General features: G+C 44.4%; 20 protein-coding genes. All 20 read right to left on the bottom strand.

Features of this window, described 5'->3' with window-relative positions:
- Window positions 1-49: 49 nt before the first annotated feature.
- Window positions 50-1,129 carry a flagellar biosynthesis protein FlhB gene (gene flhB, locus M3193_RS01720; RefSeq protein ID WP_251624002.1) on the bottom strand — a complete coding sequence of 360 codons (1,080 nt, stop codon included), beginning with the start codon at window positions 1,127-1,129 and terminating at the stop codon, window positions 50-52.
- A 3-nt stretch (window positions 1,130-1,132) separates the two neighbouring features.
- Entirely contained in the window at window positions 1,133-1,909 is a 777-nt protein-coding gene (fliR, locus tag M3193_RS01715) for a flagellar biosynthetic protein FliR (RefSeq protein WP_251624001.1), read from the bottom strand.
- Between the two features lie 4 nt (window positions 1,910-1,913).
- Window positions 1,914-2,183, bottom strand: a complete 270-nt coding sequence (gene fliQ / locus M3193_RS01710) for a flagellar biosynthesis protein FliQ (RefSeq protein ID WP_251624000.1) — start codon at window positions 2,181-2,183, stop codon at window positions 1,914-1,916.
- A 74-nt stretch (window positions 2,184-2,257) separates the two neighbouring features.
- Window positions 2,258-2,923: a flagellar type III secretion system pore protein FliP gene (fliP, locus tag M3193_RS01705; RefSeq protein WP_251623999.1), complete on the bottom strand. Its 666-nt coding sequence runs from the start codon at window positions 2,921-2,923 to the stop codon at window positions 2,258-2,260.
- Window positions 2,916-3,641: a flagellar biosynthetic protein FliO gene (locus M3193_RS01700; protein WP_251623998.1), complete on the bottom strand. Its 726-nt coding sequence runs from the start codon at window positions 3,639-3,641 to the stop codon at window positions 2,916-2,918. Before M3193_RS01700 ends, fliP begins: the two co-directional genes overlap by 8 nt.
- Window positions 3,642-3,644: 3 nt before the next feature.
- The gene (locus tag M3193_RS01695; protein WP_251623996.1) at window positions 3,645-4,007 is read right to left on the bottom strand and encodes a response regulator; all 363 of its coding nucleotides are present in this window, start codon (window positions 4,005-4,007) and stop codon (window positions 3,645-3,647) included.
- Window positions 4,008-4,026: 19 nt separating this feature from the next.
- On the bottom strand, window positions 4,027-5,238 hold the full coding sequence (fliY, locus tag M3193_RS01690; protein ID WP_251623994.1) for a flagellar motor switch phosphatase FliY: 1,212 nt from the start codon (window positions 5,236-5,238) through the stop codon (window positions 4,027-4,029).
- On the bottom strand, window positions 5,231-6,229 hold the full coding sequence (gene fliM, locus M3193_RS01685; protein ID WP_251623993.1) for a flagellar motor switch protein FliM: 999 nt from the start codon (window positions 6,227-6,229) through the stop codon (window positions 5,231-5,233). The genes fliY and fliM overlap by 8 nt, the downstream gene beginning before the upstream one ends.
- 38 nt (window positions 6,230-6,267) lie before the next feature.
- Window positions 6,268-6,693, bottom strand: coding sequence for a flagellar basal body-associated protein FliL (gene fliL, locus M3193_RS01680; protein WP_251623992.1), 426 nt, complete (start codon window positions 6,691-6,693; stop codon window positions 6,268-6,270).
- The gene (locus tag M3193_RS01675; protein ID WP_251627175.1) at window positions 6,683-6,904 is read right to left on the bottom strand and encodes a flagellar FlbD family protein; all 222 of its coding nucleotides are present in this window, start codon (window positions 6,902-6,904) and stop codon (window positions 6,683-6,685) included. The genes fliL and M3193_RS01675 overlap by 11 nt, the downstream gene beginning before the upstream one ends.
- A 278-nt stretch (window positions 6,905-7,182) precedes the next feature.
- A complete protein-coding gene (flgG, locus tag M3193_RS01670) occupies window positions 7,183-7,995 on the bottom strand; it encodes a flagellar basal body rod protein FlgG (protein ID WP_251623991.1) in 813 nt (270 codons plus the stop codon).
- A gap of 87 nt (window positions 7,996-8,082) precedes the next feature.
- The gene (locus tag M3193_RS01665) at window positions 8,083-8,463 is read right to left on the bottom strand and encodes a TIGR02530 family flagellar biosynthesis protein (RefSeq protein WP_251623990.1); all 381 of its coding nucleotides are present in this window, start codon (window positions 8,461-8,463) and stop codon (window positions 8,083-8,085) included.
- A gap of 18 nt (window positions 8,464-8,481) precedes the next feature.
- Window positions 8,482-9,129, bottom strand: coding sequence for a flagellar hook assembly protein FlgD (flgD, locus tag M3193_RS01660; RefSeq protein ID WP_251623989.1), 648 nt, complete (start codon window positions 9,127-9,129; stop codon window positions 8,482-8,484).
- A 3-nt stretch (window positions 9,130-9,132) separates the two neighbouring features.
- Window positions 9,133-10,380 carry a flagellar hook-length control protein FliK gene (locus M3193_RS16780; RefSeq protein WP_251623988.1) on the bottom strand — a complete coding sequence of 416 codons (1,248 nt, stop codon included), beginning with the start codon at window positions 10,378-10,380 and terminating at the stop codon, window positions 9,133-9,135.
- A 44-nt stretch (window positions 10,381-10,424) separates the two neighbouring features.
- Window positions 10,425-11,030 (bottom strand): MotE family protein, encoded by a 606-nt coding sequence (locus M3193_RS01650; protein WP_251623987.1) that lies wholly within the window; start codon window positions 11,028-11,030, stop codon window positions 10,425-10,427.
- A 1-nt stretch (window position 11,031) separates the two neighbouring features.
- A complete protein-coding gene (fliJ, locus tag M3193_RS01645; RefSeq protein WP_353056354.1) occupies window positions 11,032-11,487 on the bottom strand; it encodes a flagellar export protein FliJ in 456 nt (151 codons plus the stop codon).
- On the bottom strand, window positions 11,484-12,812 hold the full coding sequence (gene fliI, locus M3193_RS01640; RefSeq protein WP_251623985.1) for a flagellar protein export ATPase FliI: 1,329 nt from the start codon (window positions 12,810-12,812) through the stop codon (window positions 11,484-11,486). Before fliI ends, fliJ begins: the two co-directional genes overlap by 4 nt.
- Window positions 12,813-12,814: 2 nt before the next feature.
- Window positions 12,815-13,594, bottom strand: coding sequence for a flagellar assembly protein FliH (gene fliH / locus M3193_RS01635; RefSeq protein ID WP_435372009.1), 780 nt, complete (start codon window positions 13,592-13,594; stop codon window positions 12,815-12,817).
- Window positions 13,578-14,591 carry a flagellar motor switch protein FliG gene (fliG, locus tag M3193_RS01630; RefSeq protein WP_251623981.1) on the bottom strand — a complete coding sequence of 338 codons (1,014 nt, stop codon included), beginning with the start codon at window positions 14,589-14,591 and terminating at the stop codon, window positions 13,578-13,580. The genes fliH and fliG overlap by 17 nt, the downstream gene beginning before the upstream one ends.
- A 14-nt stretch (window positions 14,592-14,605) precedes the next feature.
- Window positions 14,606-16,183, bottom strand: coding sequence for a flagellar basal-body MS-ring/collar protein FliF (gene fliF / locus M3193_RS01625; protein WP_251623979.1), 1,578 nt, complete (start codon window positions 16,181-16,183; stop codon window positions 14,606-14,608).
- Window positions 16,184-16,429 lie beyond the last annotated feature (246 nt).

Raw genomic sequence — 16,429 nt, 5'->3', positions numbered from 1 at the left:
AATATATATATCAATGATTGCGTCCGGAGTCTTAACTTGCATCAGCAAGTTATATTTTCCGTTGTATGCGATAAACATATGCCAATATTTCCGCGACTGTCTTAAAGAACTGATCAGGAATGCGATCCCCGATCTCTACCTCATCGTACATAGCCCTTGCCAATGGACGATTTTCCACCATGACAATATCATGCTCCTTCGCAATCAGCTTGATCTTTTGTGCGACGAAGTCTGCTCCCTTTGCAATGACGACGGGTGCGTCCATTTTTTCATCGTCGTATTTCAGTGCAATTGCAAAGTGGGTCGGATTCGTGATGACGACATCCGCCTGCGGCACCTCCTGCATCATCCTTCGCATCGCCATTTCCCTTTGGCGCTGTTTGATGCGCGACTTGATGATCGGATCGCCTTCCGTATTTTTATATTCATCTTTAATATCCTGTTTGGACATCCGTAAGTTTTTCTCGTAATCAAACTTTTGATAAAAATAGTCCAATACCGATATGAACAACAGAACGAAGGAGGCGACGATTCCCATTAAAGCGACCAATTGTCCGACTGTCACCAATGTGTCATGGGGCGTCTTAAATGCAAGGCCTAACACTTTTTCAATGTTTGTCATGAGAATGAAAGTCGTCACTGAACCAATGAAAGAAATTTTCAACAAAGATTTCAATAATTCAACGATTGCACGTATGGAGAATATCCGTTTCAACCCTTTGATTGGATCTATCTTCTTCAAATCGAACTTCAAAGGCTCTCCTGTAAATAGCAATCCGAATTGCATCAGGTTTCCTACTATGCCCGCAATGACAGCAACGGCCATGATCGGCAGGAGGATATATGCCATTTGAACAATCATGTTTATGTAAAGAATCATTGTTTGGTCGATATCCAATGCCTTGATTGCAACGGATTCTGTAAATGAATGCGTAAAGAACACAAAAAATCGATCACGCATGAAGCCGGCAGCGAAAAAAAGGAACAGGAATACGAAGAGAAGGACAATTGCAGTTGTAACATCCTGGCTCTTTAATACCTGTCCTTTCTTTCGGGAGTCGAGTCGTTTCTTCGGAGTGGCTTTTTCCGTCTTTTCGCCTGCAAAGAACTGTAAGTCCAAACGAATCATTCGTCAGCCACCTCCTAAGATGATCATCAAGTCCCTCATCGCCGACATCATCACTTCAAACAACTTTCTCATCATCGCAATCATAACCGTGAACATCGTCACAAGGACGAGGAAACTGACACCGATCTTGATGGGAAATCCGACAACGAAAATATTCAGTTGCGGAACCGTCCTCGCCGTTATGCCTAATGCCAAGTCGACGAGAAACAAAGTTGCGACAATCGGCACGGACATTTGGAAAGCAATTGCGAACGTCGTGGCAAATGTCCGGATTACGAATTCGATGAGCCGCTCATCCCCAAATGCTGGCCAAAGCATATCAATTGGTATGAAGCGGTAACTGTAAAAAATTCCGTCCAGAAGCATATGATGGCCATTCAATGTCAGCAACAGCAAAATAGCGAGGACATTGAAAAATTGACCCAGAAGCGGCGACTGTGCCCCTGTTTGCGGGTCGATGACGTTGGCAATCGCAAAACCCATCTGAAAGTCGATGAAGCCACCGGCAATCTGGATTGCCGACATGACGATATAGGCAATGATGCCAATGAAAATGCCGGTAATAGCTTCCTTTAGGACTAGAAGTATGTATGTGCCATCAATTTCAATTCCCGGGGCATCGACTGTATATACCATCATCCACGCCAATAACGCGGCAAGGATGATCCTATGCGTGGTCGGGATCGCACGGTATGAAAACAGAGGGACAGTTACGATAAAAGCGGTTATTCTTGTCAAAATGAGCAAGTACGCAGCCAAAGAAGGAATCAGTTCTTCCATTCCATCACCCTATATACCGAACTAGATTGTCGAAAATGTCGATCGTGAACGCCGTCACCCTGGCCAACATCCAAGGACCGAAAAAAATGAGCGCGACAAGGACGGCGATGATCTTCGGCACAAAAGCCAACGTCTGCTCCTGGATTTGTGTTGTCGCCTGGAAAATACTGACGACCAAACCGGAAACCAACGCAACAATCAACAGCGGACCCGAAGTTAATAAAATGACCCAAACCGCCCGTTCAGCTATCGCTATGACTACTTCGCCTGTCATTACTTATCACTCCTAAACTGTTAAATTGCCGATTTCCTAAAGGGAGATGACAGGTTGCGTTTGTTACTTACTAGCTAAAAACTCTGCAATAAAGACTTTACGATAAGATACCATCCATCGACTAGGACGAATAAGAGAATCTTAAATGGCAAAGAAATCATAACCGGCGGCAACATCATCATCCCCATAGACATGAGAATACTTGCAACAATCATGTCAATGACAAGAAAAGGGATGAAAATCATGAAGCCCATTTGGAACGCGGTCTTAATCTCACTTAATGCGAAAGCCGGCACTAACATCGTCAATGAAATGTCTTCCAATGTTTCCGGTCGCTCCGCTTGGTTGTATCGTAAAAATAGCTCTAAATCTTTCTGCCGTGTGTGTTTGCTCATAAACTCTTTAAATGGCAAACTGGCCTGTTCATATGCTTCCTCGAGTGTAATTTCTTCAGCAAATAGAGGTGTAAGGGATCTTTCATTCACCTGTTGAAATGTAGGCGCCATGACAAAGAAGGTCAAAAACAGTGCAAGCCCCACAATAACCTGGTTTGGCGGCATTTGCTGTGTTGCCAGCGCAGTCCTAACAAAAGATAAAACAATGACAATCCTCGCAAATGATGTCATCAGGATGAGGATTGCCGGCGCTAGTGATAAGACTGTTAGAAGGAGAAGCATTTTGATGGATGTCGATACATTTGTCGGGTTGCTGTCCGAAAAAAACTGGACGAAATCATTCATCTTTTCTGCTCTCCTTTTCTGCCAATCGTTTTAAATGCTTTTTCCTCTCCGCTTTCAATTCATCAAGTCTGGAAGCGAACATTTTTTTAAAATCGGCGGGTTGCTCGCGATCTTCAGATGACTTCCCATTGCCAATCGGAAGCATCGTCAGCAATTTATCCACAACGCCCGCCGATGACGGAAGTTCATCGTCATCGAAATAACTTTCCAGTGCCGCAATCTCTTGCGGGTCTGTAATCTCTTTCAGAAGCCTAACTTCGTCTCCTACGCCTATGAGATAATAAGATTCTCCGATGACGACCAATTGAATGGATTTCTGCTGTCCTAACGAGAGCCCTCCGACGTTTTTCATTAATCGATGCTGGCCAAACATACGGTTTTTCCGATTGATGAACTTTAATAGGGCGAGAAGAAGGCCGGCTACAAAGAGCAGCGCCAAAAGTGTTTTTACATAATCCCACCAAGATAAGCCGACAGCTGCCGCCCCTTCTTGCGTTCGGTCGGCAGCTGGCTCGTCTTCCTCAATTACATTTGTACTCTTTTCCCCACTGTCCTTTTCCTTTTCCTTTTCCTTTTCCTTTTCTTTATCCTTACCGTACCAATCAGCTACAGATTTGGCCGGATTGTCTTCTGCATGCGCAACTAAAGGCAAAGTGCTGAGTAGGACGACTGCCAACAGGAAAATTGATGAAAACTTTTGTAAAACTGATAAATTCATAGGTCAACCTATTGCTTTTTGGATCGCTTCAACAACACGATCAGCTTGGAACGGCTTCACGATGAAGTCCTTTGCCCCTGCTTGAATTGCATCGATGACCATCGCTTGCTGTCCCATTGCCGAGCACATAATAATTGTTGCTGATGGGTCCTTTTCTTTAATAGCTTTCAGAGCAGCAATACCGTCCATTTCAGGCATCGTAATATCCATCGTTACGAGATCCGGTTTTAATTCCATATACTTTTCAACAGCTTGCGCACCATCGGCAGCTTCACCGACCACCTCAAAATTATTCTTTGTCAAAATATCCTTAATCATCATGCGCATGAAAGCTGCATCATCCACTATTAAAATACGTTTACCCATTCTCTTGACCTCCCGGATCTTATCTTAAATTATTTAGTCGTTCTGTCTGGCTCAAAATATCTGTTATTCTCACGCCGAAGTTTTCATCGATGACGACGACTTCGCCTTTAGCGATATGCCGGTTATTTACTAAAATATCGACCGGTTCCCCCGCCAACTTGTCCAATTCTATGATGGAACCGCTGGACATTTCTAGTATTTCTTTAACCGAACGTTTCGTTCTTCCAAGTTCCACAGTCACTTGTAAAGGAATATCCAACAACATATTCAAGTTGTTCGTCTCTGCTTGGTTTAAAGAAGGACCTTCAAAGTTCGCGAAACGGGCTTCCTGTACGTGTACAGGAGGTTGTTGCTGCCTTTGTGGCATCCGTTGCTGAACCGGCTGTTCAAAAGCAGGGGGGGAAATCGACTGAGATGCACTTTCCCCATAATTGAATCCGAATTGGTCCTCTTGCGGAAATTCATTCTGCCGCGGTTTCTGTTCATTGGATGTCGGTCTGGCCGGCGCTTCCAATGTAACAGCAGCTTCCTCCTCCGCTCCCATGCCCATAAGCGATGCAACAAGGTTTTTTCCGAATTGAAGCGGGAACAATTGCATAATGTTTGAATCGATTAAGTTTCCGACTTTCAATTCGAATGAAACTTTAATCATCATTTCGTCCTTCGGAATCTTATCGATGCTTTCCTCATTTTCCATACTCATCAAGTCTATAGATGGAGGAGAGATATCGACTTTCTTATTGAAAACAGTGGACATCGACGTAGCCGCCGAGCCCATCATTTGATTCATCGCTTCTTGTACGGCACTAAGATGGATTTCGTTTAATTCTTCATTTGGAGCCATTCCATCCCCGCCCAACATTAAATCAGCGATGATTGCGGCATCACTTTGTTTAATGACGAGAAGATTCGTGCCATTTAAACCTTCCGTATATTCAACTTGGATTGCAACATATGGATGAACGAATTCTGTTTCTAGCATACTGTGGTCCACAACAGATATTGCAGGAGTGGTGATTTCCACTTTCTGTCCGAGCAATGAGGAGAGGGCTGTTGCAGAACTGCCGAAGGAAATATTCCCGACTTCCCCTAATGCATCTTTTTCCATTTCACTTAATTGGTCATCAAGATTCTGATGTTCAGAGGACGATGTTCCTGTTTCTTCCGTCCGGATCGGTTCTCCACGCAGCAACGCTTCGATTTCTTCCTGTGAAAGTACATTATCACTCATCATCTTCATCCCCTCCGTTCAATATATCTATTATTTGTACAGCCATCCTGTTTCGAAGATGACCAGGCTGTGCTGTAAATTTTGGTATGTCTCCCACTTTGACAATCAATGGGTCCTCAATTTTCCGATCAAGGGAAATGACATCCCCAGCTTGAAGATACAAGAAATCCTCGACCGATATGGAACCTTTCCCCAACTCAGTTGTCAGTGGCAAACTTGCTTGCTTCAACCGCTTTTCCAATCTGAGGCTTTGTTCGGGTGTCGGTTCCTTCTTATTGGTCTGCATCCAATAACGGACCGATAGATTCGGCACGATCGGCTCTAAGACGACGTGCGGTATGCATATGTTGATCATTCCACTGGATTCTCCGATGACGATGTTGAACGAAATGACGACAACTGTTTCATTCGGTGAAATCATTTGAAGGAATTGTGGGTTCACTTCCATTTCTGATAGGAACGGATCCATTTCGATGATCCCCGACCAAGCCTCGCGTAAGTTATCAAATGACCTTTCAAATAGGTTTGTCAATATCTTAGTTTCGATTTCGGTCATATTATCCACTTTTCCTGGGCCATCCCCCACTCCGCCCATCATTCGGTCAAGCATCGAATATGCGACGTTCGGATTGACTTCCATAATGATATTCCCCTCAAGCGGCGGCACTTCGAAAATATTGAGTAACGTCATATTCGGAATGGATCTGATGAATTCCTCAAATGGGATTTGATCGACCGAAGCGACATTTATTTGAATGTACGTCCGTAATTGTGCGGAAAAATAAGTCGTCAACAATCTTGCGAAGTTTTCATGGATCCGCGTCAAGCTGCGTATCTGGTCTTTTGAGAAGCGGAGAGCACGTTTGAAGTCATATACTTTCACCTTCCGGGTCTCGTCTTCCTTCTTCATCTCTTCCGCCGACATTTCACCTGTCGATAATGCCGACAATAAGGCATCAATTTCATTTTGGGATAAAATATCTCCCGGCATAAGGCCACCTCCCGGCATAGTATATGTCCATCAGTTTGTTATTGAATAATGTACGAAACGATGTAGACTTTTTCGATCTCACCCTTTTGCATGAGTGGATTCAATTGTGATTTGATGGATTCCTCGAATTCCTGCTTTCCTGCTTTTCCTTCAAAGTCCTTTGATGTCATCTCTGATAGTTCCTGTATGACAATGTTTTGGATTTGGAAGTCACGTTTCGCCAGTTCAGCAGCTGCTTTTTTATCAGTTGTTTGGATTTTTAATGAAATCCGGATAAATTCGTTTCCTGATAAATTCGTCATGATTTCAGGCACGTCTACGGATGCTTCGATAATGTCATCGATTGTGGGCTCTTTAGGAGCGGAATCCCCTTTTAGCTGCAAGGTGAGGATCAGGCCGATGATCCCGACAAGCGTCAAGGTTACTACAATAATTAGTGCGATTGTTAATGCTTTATTTTTCATCTTCTTCACCCCGGATATGCGGATTCGATAGTAATTGGACCGATTGATAGAATTCAATGATGCGGCGATTGACTTCGTCGATCGGGTCCAGGACAACGTATTTGGTGCCAGTTGTTAATGTGATGGTTGTGTCGGGAAATGATTCGATTGTTTCTATGTATAAAGCGTTCAGTGTGAACGCTTTGCCATTGAGGCGAGTTACCTGGATCATATGTAAGGGGCCGGGCACTGGGCCGGCCCGACCCTCCTTTGCTATAAACGCATAAAGTTGTTTATTCACGCGTAAATAAAATATAAATTATTACTTAGTCCGTTGCTTTCCGTTCCAGCACTCGCTTTCCGCGGGCATGGCTTGAGCCTCCTCGTCCGCTTCGCTACCTGCGGGGTCTCAAGGCTCATGCTATTCCCGCAGGAGTCTCGTGCTTGCACTACAACCAACTACTGCTACTTAATAGATATAAAAAAATTAATATAGTATGTGAAACCTACTTATCGTTTCAAATTGACAAGTTCTTGAAGAATTTCATCTGATGTTGTGATAATACGTGTATTTGCTTGGAAACCACGTTGTGCAACGATCATTTCAGTGAACTCCTCGGCAAGGTCAACGTTGGACATTTCTAGGAAGCCGGATTCAATTGAACCTAGACCAGAAGTTGTTGCAGTTCCCGTTGAAGCTGCACCTGAGTTAGCTGTTTGTTGGAAGTAATTACCACCCGTTTTTTGAAGACCTGCTGGGTTAGGGAATTTGGCAAGTTGAATTTGACCTTCTGGAGTTAATGTTCCGTTTGATGCTACATAATTGACAGAACCATCTTGTCCGATTGACATGCTTTGTGCATCTGTAGGAATTTTTAATGGTCTACCTGATGTCGAAACTAAATATTTTCCGTCACTATTTACTAAAAACCCTTGGTTATCTAAATAGAAATTACCTGCTCTCGTATATAAACGGCTTGTACTGAAACCTGTTGTCGGATTGCCATCAGCTACTTGGAAAAATCCATCTCCTGAAATCGCTAAGTCCAGAGTGTTTCCTGTGAATTGTGTGGATCCGCCAGTATGGATAGTATCAATTGCAGCGATTTGCGATCCTAGTCCTACCTGCTTCGGGTTTACTCCTCCACGAGTTGCTGTAGCGCCTGATGCACCCGCAACTGTTTGTGAAATCAAATCCTTGAAAATCGTTCTGCCCTTCTTAAATCCATAAGTATTTACATTCGATATATTATTCCCGATGACATCCAATTTTGTTTGGAAGTTTCGTAGGCCTGAGATTCCTGAGTACATTGATCGTAACATTTAATTTTTCCCCTCTCGGATTGTAAGTGTACTTGCCTCTGTCAGTCGGCAGTACGTCGGCATCCTCTGTCTGAGGTCCTGCCGGTGTTAGCTGAGCACGATTGTGCCGTCGATGTTTGTGAATAGTTGGTCTTTCGCTTCTTTGCGATCCATCGCTGTAATGACTGTGGAATTTTTTGCGCTGATGATCAGTGCTGCTTGATCCATCAGTACAAGCGATTCTTTAATTCCCTTTACTTTTGCTTCATTCACCTTGTCTGTGATGTGCGCCCATTCAGTTTCTGTAATCTGAATGTTTCGCTCCTTCAGCCTATCATTTGCGTGTTTGCTGATTTTCAATTCCTGTGGCCGGATTGCTTTGTTCAGCTGTTCGATAAATGACTGTTTTGGCTGTGGCGGTGTTTTCAAAGGTTGTCCATGGCGTATGAGTGGCTGCGATGGAACGTGGTGGATGTTCAACTTGTCCATACACTCGCTCCTTTTTGATTATTGACTGATGGATGTGAATGAATCGCCATTGATTCTGGTACCGTCGTCCAATATATATTGAAGCTTTCCTTCCTTATTGGAAACAGAAACGACTAATCCTGATTTTTCCTCTTCACCATCCAAATAACCGACTGTTTTTCCAATTAAAAGACTTGCCTCTACTAAACTATTCGTATTTCCCGAACCTGCTAGCACTTCGGAAATATTGCCTGGTGTTAATTCCTTCCCGTCTGCCATCGAGAATACGACAGATCCATTTACGAACTTTGCGGATTGGATGATGCCTGTCCCTTCATTGACGATCGGTTTGCCTGCTTCGTCCTTCTTGTCTGATATCTCATGCCAACGGACGTTCTTTCCGACGAATTGATTGTATTGGATCAATTGGGATTGGTTTTGTGCCTCGGCGAACTTCTCAAATGCACTTGTCAAGTTCGTCGTTTGTTCAAGAGATGAGAATTGTGCCATTTGCGCAATGAACTCGTTATCTTTCATCGGGTTTGTAGGATCCTGGTTTTGCAGCTGTGCAATAAGGATTTTCATGAATGCATCCTTGCCCATTGTGCCCGATCCCGTTTTTCGTTGATCCCGCTGATTATTTATCAGAAACATCGATTCTGTTATCGATTTTTGTCCTTCTATCAATCACTACACCTCCAGTTCAATCATATATTCTTCAAATGAAAGTTCATCTTCCTGTGATTGGTTCTGTTTGTTATCATCCGTCTGTTGCTCACGCTTGAAATGTTCATTAAAAGCTTGTTCACGCTCATTTTTTTGCGATTCTTGGATTGTTTGCGCAATGTCAACGCGGTCGACTTGCAAGTTCTGCTGATTAAATGCATGTTTCAGTTGATGTAGCTGACTATCAAGCATTCCTTTAGCCAGGGCCGTTGATGCGAGAATTCTTGCTGTCATGATTCCATTCGTTTCAAGCAGCTCGATACGGACTTGGCCGAGATGTTCAGGATATAACTTAATGAGCATCCGATTGGTTCCGCCGACTTGTCCGAAATTGGAACGTTTCATTAACGCCTGCATTTCCCTAAGCAGTGTTTCGCTCCGGTTCGCTGAATTCGATTCTGCCTGCTGTAATGACACTTCTGCTCTGACTACCGTTGTTGCATGAACAGCTCCAGATTGCGGTGTTGCCTCGGCTTGTTTCTGCCCAGCTCCTTCTGCATTTGCGGAAGTTGCAGAATTTGTTTCAAGGATGATCCTGAAGTCGGTTTTCTGATTGAGGAACGGCAATTGTTCCTGCCTCCCTGCTGTTGTCATCCGCTGTTCGAATTGGCCAGCAGCCACTGAGATCACTTGGCGGAAATTATCCACCTTCTGCTCCATCCATAAATCCATATCTGATTTTGGAGCCAACAATTCGATTGTTTTTAGTAAGGATAAGAGTTGAGTTGCCTCATTCCTTGTACCTGGCTTTAGAAGTTCCTCATTCAAATTTTCGAAAAAACGTATTCCTGCTTCGTCGATCATGTCTAGCAAAGTCCACATATCGGTGGCGATCGTAATTTCCTCAGTTTCGCTTTTAGATATGCCGGCTTCCTCCAGCAATTGTTGAAGCTTTTTGAGCATTTCTTCAGGGTTAATCGATAACCAACTTGCTACTTCTTCTAAGCTCCCATTGCTTCCGATAGCAACATTCTCGTTACCTTGAATCGCTTGTACAGCATTCTCCAAATTTTCAACTGTTGAGGCAGTAAATAGATTCGGAATTAATTCGATCGGAATTTCTCCGTTAGTTGGACTCTCAACTTTAGCCGTTTTTGAAGATATGCCGGCGAATACCGATCCGAACTTGGAAGTGACCGACCCGCTGTTTTGCATTTTTTTTGTTACAGCTTGATTAGCGCTTATCATTGTTTGTAATGTTCCGATGTTCACTCTATTTTCACCTCCCCTCAATAAATGCCACCCTCAGTTTCCGCTTACTTGGTCATAAGACTTGTGTACTTTGCTGCATCTTCAGGCGACATCTTTTCTAATATCGGTGCGAGAACTTCAGGTTTTAGCTTGCTAAGTAATTCGATTGCTTCCGCATCGCTCATTTTGGTGATAACAGGAGCTGCGGACTTTGCTGACATTTTCTCGAATGTTGAAATGATTTCTTTCATGTCGCGTTTATAATCATCTTTTTCAACTTTCAATGCTTCAATTTGAGCCAGCAAGCTCGTTTGTTCATCGAGCAAAGATTTTTTTTCATCTGCTGACTTTGTGAGATCCTCTTGTAGTTTGTACAGCTGGGCTTCCTTCTCTTGGATTTCCGCCTGCAATTCGACGACACGCTCTTCAATGATCATGTCGCTGCCTTTTTGATCATCAACCTGCTTCTCCTTTGTGAATGGAAGGGATTGTGTCAATTCTTTCGCTTTGTCAAAAACATTCACATCGGCGACATATGCGATGATCAATAGCACCATCGTCGTGAATAGAAGCGGAATGAGAGTCCATAGCAACACTTCCTGGAAGAGGCGGGCGCCTTTTTTCTTTTCAACGATGTTCTCGTCCGTTTGAAGTTTTGAGTTCCTTGCCAAGTTACCACCCTGTTTCTCTTCTATGGAACTTCAATGTTGATAATTCATCCAACAAACTTGCTTCCGCTTGTTCCATTTCAGTACGATAATGTTCTTTATCTTTTTCCTTCATCTTTTCAAACTTTTTCACTTCGATCGTCTTCTCGAGCAATCTCTCTTCGAACCAATTCATTTTGGAACGGGCTTTAAGAACCGATTGCTGCAGATCCTCGATCCGTTTATCGAGGCTATCGATAAATCGGGCATAGTGATGGATTTCATTGATGGAAAAGCCTGTTTTCATTTTTTCCTGGTGTTCGCCGATGACGTCTTCCTTCCGTTTCAACACTTCATATAATTCAGTTGCGATCGTTTCGAAAGACTCGACCGCTTTTTTGAATTCTACCTCGGTCTCCGTTTTCTCCTGTTCCCGGTATGTGAGCACCTTTTCAAATCGGTATTCATAAGGTTTCATCATGTACCTCCTCCTGGAGCAAGTGATATCAATTCTTCGATGCTGTCTTCCATCTGGACATTCTCTTGATAACTCTGCTTCAAAAAGTTGGTGATATGCGCTTCGTATTCAATCGCTTCATCGATTTCCCTTGAAGTGCCCCGCTTATACGCTCCGATATTGATAAGATCTTCGGACTTGTCATATGTGTAATACAACTCACGGAGCTTTTCGGCGGCTTTTACATGTTCAGGACTGGCAATATGATTCATGAGACGGCTTACGCTTTTCAAGACATTAATGGCCGGGTACTGTCCTTTGTTGGCAAGTGTCCTATCCAGGACAATATGGCCATCGAGTATACCTCGTACCGCGTCTGCAATCGGTTCGTTCATGTCATCGCCATCGACAAGCACTGTGTAAAATGCTGTAATTGCACCGACATCGTTCGTTCCAGTCCGTTCCAAAAGCTTTGGCAAAATCGAGAATACGGATGGCGTGTAACCGCGCGTTGCAGGGGGCTCTCCTACCGCAAGCCCGATTTCCCTCTGCGCCATTGCGACGCGGGTGACGGAATCCATCATGAGCATGACATTCAATCCTTTATCCCGGAAATACTCTGCAATTGCGGTAGCTGTGAAGGCGCCTTTGATCCTCATGAGTGCAGGTTGGTCGGAAGTCGCGGCAACAACGATTGTCTTGCTTAATCCTTCGGGACCTAAATCCCGCTCGATGAACTCCCGGACTTCACGGCCGCGTTCTCCGATCAGACCGATTACGTTCAAATCAGCTGTTGTATTTCTTGCAATCATTCCGAGCAATGTGCTTTTCCCAACGCCTGAACCCGCAAAAATCCCGACCCGCTGGCCGTTTCCGACGGTCAACATCCCATCAATGGCTTTGACACCGACAGCCAGTTTTTCACTGATCGGCATTCTAATCATGACATTCGGGGGGTCCTGTTCTGTTCGCACAGTCGATAAACCTTTCGGAAGTGGACTGCCGTCAATCGGGTTTCCCATGGAATCGAGTACTTTACCGATCAGATTCATTCCGACCTTCACTTCAAGCGGCTTCCCGGTACATTCGACAAGGCAGCCACTTGATATGTCAGTGATATTCGAGTAAGGCATCAAGATGACAATTTCTTCTCTGAAACCAACGACTTCCGCCAAAATGACAGAGTCTTCCTTTTCTCCATCAGTTAGATGAATGCGGCATACATCCCCGACCGAGCTTTCAGGACCTTGTGATTCAATCATGAGGCCGACTACCCGTGCGACACGTCCAAATTTCGGAAATGAATTCATTTTTGGAATGATCTCTAGCAATTCCTTCGCTTTTTTCATCGTTAGTCACCACTCTCCAGCAGTTCAACGAGTTTCTCTTTAAGCTCGTTCAATTGTTCATCCACACTGACAACTATCCGGCCTTGGTTCGTTTCGATAATACATTCGTTCGTTTCGAAGTCGTCATTTGCGAAAATAAGGAAAGGAATATCAGGCGGAAAGATGGATGCAAGTTCAGCCCGGTTCGATGAGACAAGTTCAAATTGGGAGACCGGTACGTATAGTTTGATCTCCTTCATCTCCCTCGCTTCCTTCAACCCTCTTTTCACGATTGAAAGGAAAGCTTCCTCATCCTCTGCTAACGTCTTGCCAAGAATGCGCTCCGCCGTCCTCATTGCAATCTCCAATATGACTCTTTCTTGTTCCTCCAGGTATTTCAACGCATTTTCATTCGCATGCTCAGTGATTTCATTTGCCACCTTTAATGATTCACTCATATCGGATATGGACTTGTTCCTGCCTTCTTCGTATCCGACTTGGAAGCCCTCTTCATAGGCTTGCTGTTGAAGCACCGTCTTCTCCTGCTCCCATGCTGCTTGCATGGCGGCAATATCCTCTTGCGCCATTTGTCTCATATACTCCGCATCGGCTTTTTCCAGTTCAATCTGCCGTCTCGCATCTTTCAGCATCCGGTCACGTTCTAGAAAGAGGGATTCTTTTGAAATCACTTCCTCTTTACCGTCAACCGCCGGCATATGCAAATTCCGGATTGTTATTTCCTTGACGTTGCCTTCTTCAGAAATCGTTCGGGAAGAACGAAAAATGTTAGACAATGATGTCATCCCCTCCACCGCGGGCTATGATGATCTCTCCTGAATCTTCCAATCTACGGATGATGGATACGATTCTTGCCTGCGCTTCTTCAACATCCCTTAAGCGGACTGGCCCCATGACATCCATTTCTTCCTGGAATGATTCGGCCATCCGTTGAGACATGTTCTTAAAGAGAATTTCCCTGACTTCTTCGCTGGACACTTTCATCGACAAGATGAGATCCTCATTTTCACACTCACGCACAATGCGCTGAATGGAACGGTTGTCCAATGTGACGATATCCTCGAAAACGAACATCCTTTTCCTGATTTCCTCCGCAAGCTCCGGATCCTGGATTTCGAGTGCATCCAAAATGGTCTTTTCGGTAGCTCTGTCGACGCCGTTCAATACTTGTACAACTGCATCGACTCCGCCCGTCTCCGTGAAATCCTGTGTGACTGTGGAAGATAACTTTCTCTCCAAAACGGCTTCGATTTCACTGATGACTTCGGGGGAAGTGGAGTCCATCGTCGCTATCCGTTTTGCAATATCCGCTTGCATTTCCTGCGGTAGAGATGACAGGATCATGCCTGCCTGCTCCGCTTCAAGATAAGATAATATCAATGCAATTGTTTGCGGATGTTCATTTTGAATGAAATTCAGAATTTGACCCGGCTCTGCCCTTCTTGCAAAATCGAATGGTCTCACTTGTAAAGATGATGTCAGGCGATTGATGATAGCTTGAGCGTGTTCTTTTCCAAGCGCTTTTTCCAATACGGTTTTTGCATAACCGATTCCGCCTTGGGATATATAATCCTGCGCAAGGGCGATATTATGAAATTCCTCGATGATTTCCTCCTTGACGTTGGAGTCGACTTTCTTCACACCTGAAATTTCTAGCGTCAACCGTTCGATTTCCTCTTCTGTCAAATGTTTATAGACGGCTGCCGAAACTTCCGGACCGAGCGATATGAGCAAAAGTGCAGCCTTTTGCTTGCCCGTCATTCCTTTTTCCTTCTTTACCACTGTTCATCCCTCCGTCAATCTTCGGCAATCCATGTTCTCAGCAACTTGGCAAATTCTTCAGGCTTATCCTTCGCCATCTTTTCAAGCTGCTTTTTGCGAAGGGTCGCTTCTGTTTCGTTTTGTTCCGTATTGATATCTTCCACATTCAATGCTTCCCTCTGCTCTTCGAGTATCAACGCCTCTTCCAATTCGTTTTCCTGTCTGCGTTTGCGGAAGTACGCAACGATAAGGATGGCGATGACGACCAGTACAGCTGCACCGATTGCATACAACCACCAAGGGATTGCACTTTCAGAAGATTGAGGTACAGTAACGAGCTTGCCATCGAAGTTTTGAGTAGTGATTGCAATCTTACTTCCCCAGTAATCTCCTGGAATTTCTGCCGGCAAATATGTTTTATCAATGGAAGTTCTGATAATCGTCTCTAGAATGTTTCTAATGTCACCTTCCACGTTATTCCCGTCGGATGGCTCCATCATAACTTGGATACCGATATCTCGAATCTTATAAGGACTTTCTACAATATCCTTCCTGATCCGGTTCACTTCGTTGTTAATTGTTTCTTCCAAGCGCTCATAGTCTCCATTGGCGTTGTTGCCCTCGACAAAGCTTGTCCGGTTGTCTGTAGGATCTTCGCCTTCAGGAACGCCTCCGGCAACAGCCCCATTCCCTGAGAATGACTCTGTGATCCTTTGAACACTGATTGCCAGGCTATCAAGATCCTCATCTACACGGTCGACAAGGTTTTCTTGTCTATTCTCCTGTTTGAAGTCAATGTCTGTCGTTACGGAGACGACGACCTTATCCTGTCCTAACATCGTCCCGAGCATCATTTGCACTTTCCGCTGCAAATCACGTTCAATCGTCTTTTTCAAATCCATTTGATTGACCACACTAGTGCCAATTGATTGCTCAGATGACTTCAGGTCAAAGTATTCGGAAAACTGGTTCATGATTACAATATCGTCTGTGGATAAATTCGGTAAGCTTTTTGATACTAAATTATATAAGGCGGTAATTTGAGATTCCGTAAACTGATGTCCAGGTTCCGTTTTCAGCATAATAGCAGCACTTGCATTTTGAACAGTTTCATTTAAAAAGACACTTTGCGTGGGCAAGGTGAGCATTACATTTGCATCCTTCACACCTTGAATCCCTTTTATAAGATTCGCCAACTCGGTCTGCATAGAAGCAAGCTTGATCATGTTGAATTCATTGTCGGTCGTTCCAAAACCGGCGTTTTGAGAAAAGAACGAATAATCGATAGTTCCCGTATTTGGGTACCCTTCCGCAGCGAGTGTCACAAGGAGGTCATCAACCCGTTCTTTCGGAACGAGGATTGAAGTGCCCCCGGGAGCAATTTGGCTCGGTACGCCCTGCACATCGAGCTCTTCCTTGATCCTGCCGATTTCTGCGCGCGAGACGTCACTGTATAGAGGGACATATTCCGTCCTTGACAGGAAGTAAGTCAAGGAAGCAGCAATAGCAATAACAGCAACCGCGGACACGATATATGTTGTTTTTTGTCGTTTTGTGCGACTCGACCAGAACTGCTTCAAGTCAGTTCCAATTTTCGTCAATCTTTCTTTCATTCTTATCCCCCGGTCTGCGTTCATAGTCAACGCCGTTACGAAGAACGGCGTTTGCGAGCAATAGCAAAGCGTTGCGAGCACATCGTTGCTCTACCGTTACGAAGAACGGCGTTTGCGAGCAAAAGCAAAGCGTTGCGAGCACATCGTTGCTCTACCGTCACGAAGAACGGCGTTTGCGAGCAATAGCAAAGCGTTGCGAGCACATCGTTGCCCTGCCGTCACGTAGAACGGCGTTTGCGAGCAAAA

It is taken from the genome of Sporosarcina luteola (assembly GCF_023715585.1).
Classification (GTDB): Bacteria; Bacillota; Bacilli; order Bacillales_A; family Planococcaceae; genus Sporosarcina; species Sporosarcina luteola_D.
The sequence above is the reverse complement of the archived record's forward strand: the minus strand, read 5'-3'. Positions and strand labels throughout refer to the sequence as shown.

Coding starts and splice junctions, on each gene's coding strand:
- M3193_RS01665 (WP_251623990.1), bottom strand. CDS start 8,463: ATGGACAAGTTGAACATCCACCACGTTCCATCGCAGCCACTCATACGC.
- fliL (WP_251623992.1), bottom strand. CDS start 6,693: ATGAAAAATAAAGCATTAACAATCGCACTAATTATTGTAGTAACCTTG.
- fliR (WP_251624001.1), bottom strand. CDS start 1,909: ATGGAAGAACTGATTCCTTCTTTGGCTGCGTACTTGCTCATTTTGACA.
- M3193_RS01700 (WP_251623998.1), bottom strand. CDS start 3,641: ATGAATTTATCAGTTTTACAAAAGTTTTCATCAATTTTCCTGTTGGCA.
- fliQ (WP_251624000.1), bottom strand. CDS start 2,183: ATGACAGGCGAAGTAGTCATAGCGATAGCTGAACGGGCGGTTTGGGTC.
- M3193_RS01675 (WP_251627175.1), bottom strand. CDS start 6,904: ATGATCCAGGTAACTCGCCTCAATGGCAAAGCGTTCACACTGAACGCT.
- fliH (WP_435372009.1), bottom strand. CDS start 13,594: ATGACATCATTGTCTAACATTTTTCGTTCTTCCCGAACGATTTCTGAA.
- fliI (WP_251623985.1), bottom strand. CDS start 12,812: ATGAAAAAAGCGAAGGAATTGCTAGAGATCATTCCAAAAATGAATTCA.
- flgG (WP_251623991.1), bottom strand. CDS start 7,995: ATGTTACGATCAATGTACTCAGGAATCTCAGGCCTACGAAACTTCCAA.
- fliP (WP_251623999.1), bottom strand. CDS start 2,923: ATGAATGATTTCGTCCAGTTTTTTTCGGACAGCAACCCGACAAATGTA.
- fliF (WP_251623979.1), bottom strand. CDS start 16,183: ATGAAAGAAAGATTGACGAAAATTGGAACTGACTTGAAGCAGTTCTGG.
- flhB (WP_251624002.1), bottom strand. CDS start 1,129: ATGATTCGTTTGGACTTACAGTTCTTTGCAGGCGAAAAGACGGAAAAA.
- fliY (WP_251623994.1), bottom strand. CDS start 5,238: ATGAGTGATAATGTACTTTCACAGGAAGAAATCGAAGCGTTGCTGCGT.
- fliM (WP_251623993.1), bottom strand. CDS start 6,229: ATGCCGGGAGATATTTTATCCCAAAATGAAATTGATGCCTTATTGTCG.
- fliJ (WP_353056354.1), bottom strand. CDS start 11,487: ATGATGAAACCTTATGAATACCGATTTGAAAAGGTGCTCACATACCGG.
- M3193_RS01695 (WP_251623996.1), bottom strand. CDS start 4,007: ATGGGTAAACGTATTTTAATAGTGGATGATGCAGCTTTCATGCGCATG.